The 12,226-nt window shown below is 57.1% G+C and carries 14 protein-coding genes and 1 tRNA gene; 12 read left to right on the top strand and 3 right to left on the bottom strand.

The features are described 5' to 3' along the window. Positions 1-9: 9 nt before the first annotated feature. Genes yajC through queA form a run of 3 tightly spaced genes read right to left on the bottom strand, consistent with a single transcriptional unit; the run spans position 10 to position 2,586 of the window. The gene (gene yajC / locus J3P75_RS05765) at positions 10-348 is read right to left on the bottom strand and encodes a preprotein translocase subunit YajC (RefSeq protein WP_016773317.1); all 339 of its coding nucleotides are present in this window, start codon (positions 346-348) and stop codon (positions 10-12) included. A gap of 43 nt (positions 349-391) precedes the next feature. Further along, entirely contained in the window at positions 392-1,507 is a 1,116-nt protein-coding gene (tgt, locus tag J3P75_RS05760; RefSeq protein ID WP_434709598.1) for a tRNA guanosine(34) transglycosylase Tgt, read from the bottom strand. 14 nt (positions 1,508-1,521) lie between these two features. Further along, positions 1,522-2,586 carry a tRNA preQ1(34) S-adenosylmethionine ribosyltransferase-isomerase QueA gene (gene queA / locus J3P75_RS05755; protein ID WP_206415086.1) on the bottom strand — a complete coding sequence of 355 codons (1,065 nt, stop codon included), beginning with the start codon at positions 2,584-2,586 and terminating at the stop codon, positions 1,522-1,524. A 108-nt stretch (positions 2,587-2,694) separates the two neighbouring features. Between queA and J3P75_RS05750 the strand changes: the two genes are divergently transcribed. From J3P75_RS05750 to J3P75_RS05695, 12 genes are all read left to right on the top strand, one after another. Continuing rightward, a tRNA-Leu gene (locus tag J3P75_RS05750) sits at positions 2,695-2,779 on the top strand. Positions 2,780-2,945: 166 nt separating this feature from the next. Then, positions 2,946-4,187, top strand: coding sequence for a tyrosine-type recombinase/integrase (locus J3P75_RS05745; protein WP_434709597.1), 1,242 nt, complete (start codon positions 2,946-2,948; stop codon positions 4,185-4,187). Positions 4,188-4,433: 246 nt separating this feature from the next. Beyond that, a complete protein-coding gene (locus J3P75_RS05740) occupies positions 4,434-5,372 on the top strand; it encodes a hypothetical protein (protein WP_073473318.1) in 939 nt (312 codons plus the stop codon). An 82-nt stretch (positions 5,373-5,454) separates the two neighbouring features. Beyond that, positions 5,455-5,709, top strand: a complete 255-nt coding sequence (locus tag J3P75_RS05735) for a helix-turn-helix transcriptional regulator (protein ID WP_375122648.1) — start codon at positions 5,455-5,457, stop codon at positions 5,707-5,709. After that, positions 5,706-6,314 (top strand): hypothetical protein, encoded by a 609-nt coding sequence (locus J3P75_RS05730; RefSeq protein ID WP_434709596.1) that lies wholly within the window; start codon positions 5,706-5,708, stop codon positions 6,312-6,314. Before J3P75_RS05735 ends, J3P75_RS05730 begins: the two co-directional genes overlap by 4 nt. Beyond that, positions 6,311-6,616 carry a hypothetical protein gene (locus tag J3P75_RS05725; protein WP_434709595.1) on the top strand — a complete coding sequence of 102 codons (306 nt, stop codon included), beginning with the start codon at positions 6,311-6,313 and terminating at the stop codon, positions 6,614-6,616. Before J3P75_RS05730 ends, J3P75_RS05725 begins: the two co-directional genes overlap by 4 nt. A gap of 373 nt (positions 6,617-6,989) precedes the next feature. Further along, the gene (locus J3P75_RS05720; protein ID WP_434709594.1) at positions 6,990-7,148 is read left to right on the top strand and encodes a hypothetical protein; all 159 of its coding nucleotides are present in this window, start codon (positions 6,990-6,992) and stop codon (positions 7,146-7,148) included. Continuing rightward, complete coding sequence (locus J3P75_RS05715; protein WP_073473331.1) at positions 7,145-7,429, top strand: hypothetical protein; 285 nt, start codon at positions 7,145-7,147, stop codon at positions 7,427-7,429. Before J3P75_RS05720 ends, J3P75_RS05715 begins: the two co-directional genes overlap by 4 nt. Next, a complete protein-coding gene (locus J3P75_RS05710) occupies positions 7,426-7,698 on the top strand; it encodes a DUF3077 domain-containing protein (RefSeq protein ID WP_434709593.1) in 273 nt (90 codons plus the stop codon). Before J3P75_RS05715 ends, J3P75_RS05710 begins: the two co-directional genes overlap by 4 nt. Further along, positions 7,695-10,601, top strand: a complete 2,907-nt coding sequence (locus tag J3P75_RS05705; protein WP_434709592.1) for a DUF927 domain-containing protein — start codon at positions 7,695-7,697, stop codon at positions 10,599-10,601. The genes J3P75_RS05710 and J3P75_RS05705 overlap by 4 nt, the downstream gene beginning before the upstream one ends. A gap of 93 nt (positions 10,602-10,694) precedes the next feature. Next, on the top strand, positions 10,695-11,639 hold the full coding sequence (locus J3P75_RS05700; RefSeq protein WP_434709590.1) for a chromosome segregation protein SMC: 945 nt from the start codon (positions 10,695-10,697) through the stop codon (positions 11,637-11,639). A gap of 220 nt (positions 11,640-11,859) precedes the next feature. Beyond that, the gene (locus tag J3P75_RS05695) at positions 11,860-12,225 is read left to right on the top strand and encodes a histone-like nucleoid-structuring protein, MvaT/MvaU family (protein WP_434709589.1); all 366 of its coding nucleotides are present in this window, start codon (positions 11,860-11,862) and stop codon (positions 12,223-12,225) included. Position 12,226: the final 1 nt, after the last annotated feature.

Genomic DNA, 12,226 nt, shown 5'->3' with positions numbered 1-12,226 from the left:
TTGTTGCTCTTAGATCGCTTTCAGCGTGCCTTTTGGCAGCGTGGCGGCGATGGCGCCTTTCTGGAACTTCATTTCAACGGTGTCGGAGACTTCCAGAACCACGAAGTCATCGGCAACCTTGGTGATCTTGCCGGCGATGCCGCCAGTGGTCACGACTTCGTCGCCTTTCTGCAGGCTGCTCAGCAGGTTCTTCTGCTCTTTGGCGCGCTTGGCCTGTGGACGCCAGATCATCAGGTAGAAGATGACCAGGAAACCGACCAGGAAAATCCACTCGAAGCCGCCGCCCATTGGGCTTGCAGCAGCCGGTGCAGCTGCGTCAGCCATGGCGTTAGAGATAAAAAAGCTCATTTAGCACTCCAGTTGCAAATGTTGAATCTTGGGGTCAGAAAACTCAGTCCAAAGGCGGAACGGGAAGCCCGCGTTTGGCGTAGAAGGCATCGACAAAGGCGGCCAATGTACCCTGTTGAATAGCCTCGCGCAAACCAGCCATCAGCACCTGATAATGGCGCAAGTTATGGATGGTATTGAGCATGCTGCCGAGCATTTCGCCGCACTTGTCCAGGTGATGCAGATAAGCGCGCGAGAAGTTCTGGCAGGTATAGCAATCGCAGGTCGGATCCAGCGGCGATTCATCATGGCGATGGAACGCGTTACGGATCTTCAGCACGCCAGTATCAATGAACAGATGCCCATTGCGGGCATTACGGGTTGGCATCACGCAATCGAACATGTCCACACCGCGGCGCACACCCTCAACCAGATCTTCCGGTTTGCCAACGCCCATAAGGTAACGAGGTTTGTCAGCGGGCATCTGGCCCGGCAGGTAATCGAGCACCTTGATCATTTCGTGCTTCGGTTCACCCACCGACACGCCGCCAATGGCGAGGCCGTCGAAGCCGATCTTGTCGAGGCCTTCGAGCGAGCGCATGCGCAGGTTTTCATGCATGCCGCCCTGGACGATGCCGAACAGCGCCGCCGTGTTGTCGCCATGGGCATTCTTCGAACGCTGCGCCCAGCGCAACGACAGTTCCATCGATACCCGCGCGACATCTTCGTCGGCCGGGTACGGCGTACATTCGTCGAAGATCATCACGATGTCGGAGCCGAGATCGCGTTGCACCTGCATCGATTCTTCCGGGCCCATAAACACTTTCGCGCCATCGACCGGCGAGGCGAAGGTCACGCCCTCCTCCTTGATCTTGCGCATCGCACCGAGACTGAACACCTGGAAGCCGCCGGAGTCGGTCAGGATCGGACCTTTCCACTGCATGAAATCATGCAGGTCGCCGTGCTCCTTGATCACCTGCGTGCCGGGACGCAGCCACAGGTGGAAGGTGTTGCCCAGAATGATCTCCGCGCCCGTGGCGACGATGTCACGCGGTAACATGCCCTTGACCGTGCCGTAGGTGCCGACCGGCATGAACGCCGGGGTCTCGACGGTGCCACGGGGGAAGGTCAGGCGACCACGGCGAGCCTTGCCGTCGGTGGCCAGCAGCTCAAAGGACATTCGACATTCGCGACTCATTCTGTTTCCTCTGGGCCTGATTGTTCAGGGGCAGTTGGAGCGGGATTGCGGGTGATGAACATCGCATCACCGTAGCTGAAAAAGCGGTAACCGTTGTCGACCGCGGCTTTGTAGGCAGCCATGGTTTCCGGGTAACCGGCAAACGCCGAAACCAGCATCAACAGCGTCGACTCCGGCAAATGGAAATTGGTTACCAGAGCATCGACCACATGAAACGGCCGGCCCGGGTAGATAAAGATGTCGGTGTCGCCACTGAACGGCTTGAGCACACCATCGCGCGCGGCACTCTCCAGCGAACGCACACTGGTCGTGCCGACCGCGACCACTCGACCACCGCGCGCACGACAAGCGGCAACCGCATCGACCACGTCCTGGCCGACTTCCAGCCACTCGGTGTGCATGTGGTGATCTTCGATTTTGTCGACGCGCACCGGCTGGAACGTCCCCGCGCCGACGTGCAGCGTGACGAACGCCGTCTCGACGCCCTTGGCCGCAATCGCTTCCAGCAACGGCTGATCGAAATGCAGCCCCGCCGTCGGCGCCGCCACCGCGCCCAGACGCTCCGCGTACACGGTCTGATAACGCTCGCGATCCGAGCCTTCATCCGGGCGGTCTATATAAGGAGGCAACGGCATGTGCCCGACACGATCGAGCAGCGGCAGCACTTCTTCAGCGAAGCCCAGCTCGAACAACGCATCGTGACGCGCCAGCATCTCGGCTTCGCCACCGCCGTCGATAAGAATCTTCGACCCCGGCTTCGGCGACTTGCTCGAGCGCACATGCGCCAGCACGCGGTGACTGTCGAGCACGCGCTCGACGAGAATTTCCAGCTTGCCGCCGGACGCTTTCTGCCCGAACAGCCGCGCCGGAATCACCCGGGTATTGTTGAACACCATCAAATCGCCCGGGCGCAAATGCTCAAGCAAATCAGTGAATTGACGGTGTGCCAGGGCGCCGCTCGGCCCATCGAGGGTCAGCAGGCGACTACCGCGACGCTCGGCCAAAGGATGGCGGGCGATCAGCGAATCAGGAAGCTCGAAAGTAAAGTCAGCAACGCGCATGATGGGGTTCGTCTAGCAGGGCCGGAAAGTCTAGCGGAAATATCAAAAATTGACCATGAAACGTGATTGACCAACGGTAATGACCTCTCTATACTTCGCCGCCATTGAGCCCTGATGGCGGAATTGGTAGACGCGGCGGATTCAAAATCCGTTTTCGAAAGGAGTGGGAGTTCGAGTCTCCCTCGGGGCACCATATAGCAGTATCTGAAAGTCTCTACCAGACTCTCAGACCCAGAGAAACCGGCCACTTGAGCCGGTTTTTTTTGTGTCTGGCTATCTACTCCTGTATCCCTTTATCCGTTGTATCCCTGTATCCCTGCTTGTATCCTGAGAAAATTACCGAACTTTGGGATACAAGGATGAAGCGCGTAGACATCAAGCGCCGCCCTCTCGCTGACACGACACTCGCGGGATTGGAGCCGGAATCAAAGGAATACCGGGAGCTAGACGGAAACGGCCTCTATTTCAGGGTCAAACCTGATGGTGGCAAGTCTTGGCAGCTTCGCTACAAACGTCCGGCGGGCAATTGGGCATGGATGGGGCTCGGGGGTTACCCGGAAGTAAGCGGTGCACTTGCACGAGACAAAGCGGCCGATCTACGCAAAATCGTAAGTAGCGGTGCCGATCCTCTCGAACAGAAGAGATCTGCCAAAGCAGCCATTAACGCTGCCAAGACTAGAACCTTTCGAGCGGCTGCTGAAGCTTGGCTGAAGGCCAAAGAGGAAAAGGGCCTCGCCACCTCCACCCTTAACAAAATTCGCACCTACCTCGACAAAGACATACTCCCAGCATTGGGAGATAAGCCACTCGATGAAATAACCCGTACCGACTGCGCGAATCTTCAGGCATCCCTCGAAGCCCGAAACGCACACAACGTGGCGGAAAAGTGTCGCACCTGGGTCAACCAGATTTTCGGCCGTGCTATCGGATTAGGACTGACTGAAAACGATCCGGGCAGCCGCCTTCGTGATATTGCAGCGCAGGCCCCTAAGACTCAGCAACACCCACACTTGCTTGAACCTGAGCTGGCTGAATTTCTTCACGCACTAAAAAACACTCCGAGCAGACTGACAGCCCGCACAGCTGCATGGCTTTGTTTATGGACAGCATCGCGTCCAGGCATGGTGCGCTTGGCCGAATGGAAAGAGTTCGACCTTGAGAAAGCCATCTGGACTACGCCCGCCGCCAAGATGAAGATGCGTCGGGATTTTGTGTGCCCTTTGCCCCAGCAAGCGGTTACCGCCCTTAAGGAACTGCACTGCCTAACAGGACGGAGTCGCTGGCTTTTCCCCGGCGTAGGAGCCAAGAACCCGACCATCAGCGAAAACACAATTAACAAAGTCTTCGCGACCATCGGCTACAAAGGTCGCCTCGTTGGGCACGGTACTCGGCACACAGCGAGTACATTGCTTCGAGAACATGGCTGGCCGAAGGAGCATGTTGAAGCGCAGCTAGCACACAAGGAAGAAGGTATTTCAGGGATCTACAACAAAGCTCAATACTTAGAGCAGCGCGTAACCATGATGCAGTGGTATGCCGATCATCTTGATGGACTTGCAGCTGGCAATGTAGTGCAAGGCCAGTTTGGAAAGGCAATATGACTTCCCTACCTATCACCCAGTGCAAAACCAGTGTAACGCGTGTTACAGGTGTAACTAAAAACGGCAACCAATTGATTTCATTCGTTTTATTTCCAGTTACACGCGGCAAAACATCGGCCCTTTCTATGTGTAACGTCCCTGAATCGTGTAACAGGACTCTACCCCCCTCAGCCATGCTGGCGGCCTATCCATTTGACGTGCGCCGCTGCGATAACACGCCGATTCCGGGGCGACGGGGGAGCCAGAATGGATATTGAACTGGACGCTGACTTAGGGGAGCTGGAAATTGCAGGAGTCGACGTCGAATGCCTAATTAGGGACATGGACGATATCGAAACAGCTGTTCTAGAGTTAGCGCTGTACCCGCAGTTCAACGACTATTTTCGAGAAACATTCGATCTTATCAATGCCGCCACTTCATTCTGGCTTGAGGATGGGGCCTACGCGCTCTGTGCCGAGCGCGTCACAGGAACCTTGTTTCGACTCCGTGACGTCATCGACGAACATGCTAGTGCCACGGAAGCCGGCTCTTTGCCAAATGTCATTCGACAGCTCCCAGGCTTCAATCATCAAGCAACGGACTCGCAACTGGTCGCGGCCTTCGCCCTAGTGCTCGGTACCCAAGCATTGGAGGTCCTCGCGAATTGGCTGTTCGAACTTGAGCTAGCGACTTACGACATCGATGCCGACCTGATAGAGCAACTGAGAAATGAATCGCCGCGCCAGTACCTCGCCCTCATTGAGAAAGAGCGATATCGACGTAGCGGACTTGAAATTCGAGCACGAGAGCAATTTGCTGTTTTTATGGGAGAGGCTAATCAGACGCTGTTGATGGCAAATTTTTATCAACAAGTGGAGCGCATGGATGTATCCAAAAATGGTTTCAACACATCAAGTCTAATGCGCCGACTACTCGACGAAGCTTTCTCAGCGAAAGCAACGAGGCGTGGCCAAGAGGCAGGTAAAGGCAACCTAGACCCCAGCTCAAAAACACAAACGGAGGCCATGGATCGACGGTCAAAAATCAAGGCTGCCGCAGAAACGATCATTGAGGGACGCAAGATTGAAAAGCGAAGCCTTAGCGATGCGGAGCTAACCAACCTTCTTTTCGATCAAACAGTACATGGCACAAAAAAAACCATCCGAGAGCATTTGACCGCCCTAGGCCTTAGACCCTTGAAATAAAAAGGGGAACAGACACAGTCCGTTCCCTCTCCCCCCCGTAGCGTATGACCTGTTGTCTCTATTCACACAGGTTTGGATCGCTATGACTACCCAACTAAAAACCATCACCCCGCACGACCCCGCTACGACGCTCATTCGCATGCCGGAGGTCATTTCAATCGTAGGGCTCGCACGCCCGACTATCTACAAGCTCATGCGCCGACCTGAGAGCGGATTCCCGCTGCCAGTGAAGCTGAGTACCAGCAACGCCCGAAGTGCTCCAGTTGCATGGGTATTGGGAGAGGTACAGGCGTGGACACGAGCGCGTATCGCTGCCCGTGACCAGGTGGCCGCATGAAGCGCAATTACTGCCCTTTCAAGGCACCATTTCTAGACTCCTACAGCATCGGATTCCGCCTCTACCAGCCCGGGGGGATCAACTGGCGCCATCGCACTATTGCGGGTGTGAGCTGGAACGGCGAAGAGCAAGAAGCGTTCTTTTTCAGCCCTGACGGCCTCGCACTTCCACTCAAAGCCAATCCTTGGGAACTGCCCGAGCTGATCCGCAAAAATGCGGTGCGCAGAGAGTTTTCGAGCGTTCACGGCTCCGGCTTTTTTGCTATGAGCGAAAGCCGCCTCGCCTCGTTGAAATCGCGCGGCATGACCGACTGGGTTACCTACTGGCTCGTCGATCAATCAGCGGGATTCGCGAACGATCCAGCGGTATGGCAACGCATCATTGATGAGGATCTTGCCGTCGAGAAGACGACAAGCGAGCGCGCTCATCAAGATATGCGCTTGACCTCCGACCTGAACGGTTATGTCGAGGAGTGTGTTGCACAACGCCGTGAGCAGATGGTCGTTGTACACCGTCGCCGCTGTGTTGAAGACAGCAAGATCCTCGCCTGGCTCAAAGGTGAAACACCGCCGCCACTGTTCGCTAATGCGCAGGAGGCAGCATGAATCGCAAGATCGCTGATAACGCCTTGATGCATCCGTTCTCCGTGCTGCGCCGCATCGGATTTTCTACTCGCCTCATGCAGCGCCTTGAACGCCACCGCAGCCACCAGGAAAAGCGAGGCCGCGTGGTCAGCGTACTGAGCTGGGCCGACGGTACCTGGTGCGCCCTCTCCCTCCACTGCGAAAAAACCGCCGCAGTGATCGTCGACGAAGGCCAGCAAACCCAAGCCTACGAAGACGCCCGCTCGATGCTCAGCGGCGGTTTTCTACCACTCCTATCCCTGCGCTGGGAAGCCCATGCCTGAAACGAAAACGCCTCCGGGGGCGATCCGGAGGCGTTGAGGTCAATCTACATGCACAAACAATTTATGCCGCACCTGAAAAAACCGCAAGTCATCAGCGCAGTTGCACTTTCGAAAAACGGACGTTACTCTCTGACCGTCGCTGCAAATTCAGTGACCGGACTTGGCCGTCCGAACCGCAAAAGGCGCACAAGCGCCCTCCATCCGAACGCAGGCGCTTTTTTTGTGCCCGCCGTATCGTGTTATGGCGGCTGTGCGTGGGACACCTTCGGGTGTGCCGGGTCCCTTTTGCCCCGGTCGGCCAACCCGCGTACAGCTGTCACCATTCCTTGCTTGGCCGCAAGCGGTGGCAGCTCCTCAGCAAAAGGAGCTCTACATGAACGCTGTCAATCCGTCCAAAATTCGCGCCGCTGCACACCGTGCAATGGCTCTCGCCGCTTTACACGCCAATTCCAGCCTCGCTACACGCCTCTCCCGTTACAACGCTCACATGGCCAAAGCCCGCGCACTCGAAACCGCAGGCGGTGCCCAATGAACAACGCTTTGAGTTTCGCCCTGCCCGAAGACCTGCTCTGCGTGAATCCGACCGCAGAAGCCGGTGTGCCCATCGACGCCATTACCTGCGCAATTGCTCGCGCCGACTCGGTGCTGACGTTGCTTGAAGAACACTTTGAAAGCGACTCCTCGCGCCTTGCTAACCACGTTATCGCGGCCGTCCTCTGGGACGTGCGCGGCACTCTTGGTTTGATTAAAACACTGACCTTGCACGGAGACTCCACCTCGACGCCTGCTGCGCAGAAAGGCGGTGCGCTATGAATACCTCCACCACCCTCGGGCATGCCACCTTCACTCGCGTGAACGCCTCCGACTTGAAGTTGTTCCGGGTCAATGCCGGAGTACCTGTCGAGGATGCAATGGAGATGGTTTCCCTGCTGCAGCATCACGCTAACCAACTCACCTTCGACGCCGCCATGAGCGACAGCGGTGAGCGTTTCAGTTGGCCTGCTCTGTACCTTGGCGAGATGGCCAAAGCGCTGATTGATGACATCAACGACGCACTGTTTCTGCCGAGGGCTGACACATGAGCCAGCGCCCGAGTAGCAACACCAAACGTCCAAGTTTTGCCGACGTGAAGGCCGCCGCTCTGAAAGACATTGATCGTGTCTTGTCGCACTGGCTGCCCAACGGCAAGCGCGTCGATGGCGGCAAGGAATACACCGCACCGAATCCAACCCGCAGCGACAAGCGCGCCGGTTCGCTCAAGATCAGTTTGAGCAAAGGCACATGGTCCGACTTTGCCACCGGCGACAAGGGCGGCGACCTGATTGATCTGGTGCGCTATCTGGACGGCGGCACCGACATCGAGGCCTGCAACCAACTCGCAGAATTGCTCAACGTGTCGCCCGGCGCCGCCCAGGCGAAGACAGCTCCTGCCAAAACAAAGGCACCTGAGTGGATTGCCATTCAGCCGATACCAGCGGAGGCCATGAACAAGTGCCCTGCCAAGCATCGGCAGCACGGCGTGCCGTCGATGGTCTGGATCTACCGTGATGCGCAAGGCCAGCCACTAATGGCGCTTTACCGCTTCGACCTCGCCCCTGACGAGGACGGCAAACCGAAGAAGGTTTTTGCACCCCTGACATGGTGTCAGCGCGCCGATGGCCAGACCGCGCAATGGCGCTGGCAGGGTCTGCCCGATCCACGTCCGCTGTTGCGACTTGATGAACTGGCTCAGCGCAGAGACGCGCCAGTGGTTTTGTGCGAAGGCGAGAAAGCTGCCGACGCTGCCGCCGAACTGCTGCCGAGCCACGTGGCCACCTGCTGGCCGAACGGTTCCAACTCTTGGCATAAAGCTGACCTAACATCACTTAAGGGTCGCGATGTGCTGTTGTGGCCTGACAACGACGACAGCGGCAAAGCTTGCATGAAAACCGTCGCCGAGAAGCTGCGCGAAATCGGCGCCGCCTCGGTCCGCTTCATCGATCTGGACTTGTTCAAACACAAGCCCACGCTGAAGAGTGGCCGCGCCGCTTTCGCCAAAGGTGGTCAATGGGATGATGGTGATGACGCTGCCGATGCGCTCACCAAAAATTGGACAGCCGCGCATTTCGCCGAGCTGCAAAGCAGCGGCAAGCTGTTTGGTTTGATCGAGGAAAAACCATCCTCGGAGCAAACTGAAGCCAAGCCGGACGCGAAAACGAAACCCGCAGCCAAGCGCCCGACAAAATCGAAAACCGACCTGATGCCCGGCGGCTTTCGACTCAACTCCGAAGGTGTGTTTTATGCCGGTGACGACGGTGAGGCGCGTCCGGTGTGCTCGCCACTGGAGATCCTCGCCCGTACTCGCGACGACAAAGGTCAGAACTGGGGCTTGTTAGTCGAATTCGACGATCCCGACGGCGCCAAGAAACGCTGGAACATTCCGGCGCGCACCATGACCGGTGACTTTGGCAAAGACGTGCTCGGCCCGCTGGTGGACATGGGGCTACGTCTCGCAGGCAGTCGGTCAGGGCGCAATGCACGCAATGACCTGCAGAGCTATCTCGGTGGCTTCGACAGCGCCCAAAGGGCACGGTTGGTCACGCGACTGGGATGGCATGACACAGCCTTTCTACTGCCCGAGCAGCAGGTCGGCACGCACAGCGAGCACCTGCACTTCTACGAGGCCGGCTCGCAACTTCCGCCTATCAGCGAAGCGGGCACGCTTGAACAATGGCGGGAGCAGATTGGGGCGCTTTGCGTCGGTAACCATCGTTTGGCATTTGTCGTTGGAGTGGCCTTCGCAGGGCCGCTGCTGCACATGCTCGGCCATGAATCAGGCGGCTTTCATCTGTATGGCGACAGCTCCGGCGGCAAGACCACACACTTGCAAGTTGCGGCCTCGGTCTACGGTGGACCGCGACTGGTGCGTTCGTGGCGTTCCACCGACAACGCGCTGGAGTCCATCGCCGCCGCGCATTCCGACGGCCTTCTGGTGTTGGATGAAATCGGTATGTGTGACCCGCGCATCATTGGCGAGACGGTGTACATGCTCGGCAACGGCACCGGCAAGGCACGCGCAAACGATCGAGGCCAAGCTGGCCGACAGGTACAGGAGTGGCGTTTGCTCTTTCTCTCTACCGGGGAGAAAACATTGGCCCAGCACATGGCCGAGGCAAATAAGGAGCTGAAAGCGGGCATGGAGGTACGCATGCTTGCCGTTCCTGCCGATGCCAGCAAAGGCCTCGGCATGTTCGATGCGTTTAACGGTTTTGAAGACGCAGCGGCACTGTCCGACGCGCTCAAAGCACGCGTAGCGAAGTACTACGGCACGCCGCTCACAGCCTTCCTTACCGCCCTGTGTGAACCCGGTAAGCGTCACGGCTGGACAGCCATCCTGCGCCGTACGCTGGAAGGTTTTATCGCCCAGTCGTTACCAGCATCGGCCAGTGGACAGGCGCACCGTGCCGCCGCTCGCTTCGGTCTCGCCGCTGCAGCGGGCGAGTTGGCAACCGCGATGGGGATTACCGGCTGGCCCGACGGGACCGCCACCACCGCTGCTCGCGTGTGCCTCAATGCATGGATGAACGAGCGTGGCGGCGCCGGCAACTTCGAAGGCGATGCAATCGTGGCGCGACTTAGACAGATCATCGAGCGCTTCGGTGAAAGCCGCTTTACGCGTTGGGAATCGACGGCGGCGAAGATCGACGAACACGGTCCGCGCACCATCGACCGACTCGGTTTTCGTAAAACGTTGGAGCACGGTCTTGGTGATTCCCTGCACACAACCAACACCTATTACGTGCTCCCCGAGTTATGGCGCTCGGAAATCTTCCGAGGCATGAACATCAACGCGGTGAACAAGGAACTGCTACAGCGCGGTGTTCTGGAACCGGGGAAGGACGGTAAGGCGTCGAGCCTGATCCGGCTACCTGGTCTGGGCACGCAACGCTGCTACATCGTGAAGACGATTCCGGGAATGGATGAGAGCGAGGCTCGGGCCGCCTGAGGCCATCTCTGCTGATCGAGGTAGCGCCGGCTTATTCCGGCCTCGCCAGCCACTCAACCCAATACACAATCAAATTGAACAGAGACTAAACACATGAACGAGATTCAAGACCTTAAAGACCGTCGCGACCATCTGCGCAGCGAGGCAGAACAGCTGCACGCCAAATTGCTGCCCCTTGAGGCTGTGCTGGAAAGTGAGGAAACCATCGAGCCGACTCTGGAGCGCGAACTACGCGACACGTACAACGAGCTGAAACGGGACTTCGATTCGCGCAATCTCAATGCTGACCTTTTGGATCGCAGGATTAGTCGCACCGAAAACCTCGCTAATTGCGAATCTTTGATGACGGCTCACATCGAGGAGATGGATAACTGGAAGGCTGATGAGCAGGAGCTGAAGGAAAAGCGCCAGAGCCTCAACACGCGCCTGGAGCAAATTCAGCAGCAGGCGGAAGAGGACATGGCGAAAGCTCGCCAGGCCGAAACGGACGCCGCCACGGCGTACGCGCAGGCTGTAGCGTGGGGCGACACCGAAGGCGAGAAGACAGCCAATACCGATGCGCAAAAGGCTGCGAAGAACCTCACCGTGGCCACCGAACACAATCGTCGCCAACACCTGATTATGACAGCTCTAGAGCAGGAGCTGGTCACGGTAGATAAATACATAGCAGAAGCACAGCTAAAGCATAAAGAGATAGAGCGCACTGCCCTGTTGCTATCGCAGACTGTACTCGAAGAGCAGTGGAACGAGGCTGCTAAAGCGTTGTTTGAGGCGGGAGGAAAACTGTGGGCGAACTACAACCTTCTTGGCCGCGACCAGATTGGACTCATGAAGCTGGTGGTTCCAGAGCAAGGCGAGAACTTTGGGAGGTGGACATGGGAAGAGCTATCAGCTCGCTCGCGCCACTACAACGCGCGGGACTTACTACAGCTCGACAGCTCAGTGGTACCGCAGCCGCCCGAAGACATGAACAATCAAGAACAACGCAAGGATGAACGCAATGAACAAACCGATACAGAACAGCGTCAGTTGGTCTGACACGCTCAAAACTCGTAAGGCCCATCTCAATGCCCTGCTGTCGACCATGAACGCAGGGCCGGGCAAATCCAGTCAGATACAAACGTTAACGATTAATGCGATTAAATCGGAAATGACGCACATTGACAGCCAACTGAACCGTCGAAAATAGCGCTGAACTTATAGGCATTTCGTTTTATCTTAATAACTAGGCATGACCACTTCGAACAAGGGAAAGACTATGTCCAAACTCGCAGAGTACCGCCAGCTGGAAAAACACCTCGCTGAGCAGCTCCAAGCACTGGAAGCACTGAAAGGTGATGATGGACTGAAAAAAGAAATCGAGTTCGAAACGAAGCTGCGCAAACTGCTCGATCAGTATGGTTTCAGCCTTAAGCACATCATCAACCTACTTGATCCGCAAAGTTCTGCAATGCGCCAATCTACGGCCCCGGCCACAAGCACACGCAAACCACGCGAACGCAAGGTCTACAAAAATCCCAATACTGGGGAAATGATCGAAACCAAAGGTGGAAATCATAAAGCCTTGAAAGAGTGGAAAGCACAACACGGCGCCGATGTAGTCGAGGGATGGCTGAAGAGATAAG

Origin of the sequence: Pseudomonas sp. R1-1, from assembly GCF_051132135.1 — a bacterium.
GTDB lineage: Bacteria > Pseudomonadota > Gammaproteobacteria > Pseudomonadales > Pseudomonadaceae > Aquipseudomonas.
This window is presented reverse-complemented; position numbering and strand designations above follow the sequence as displayed.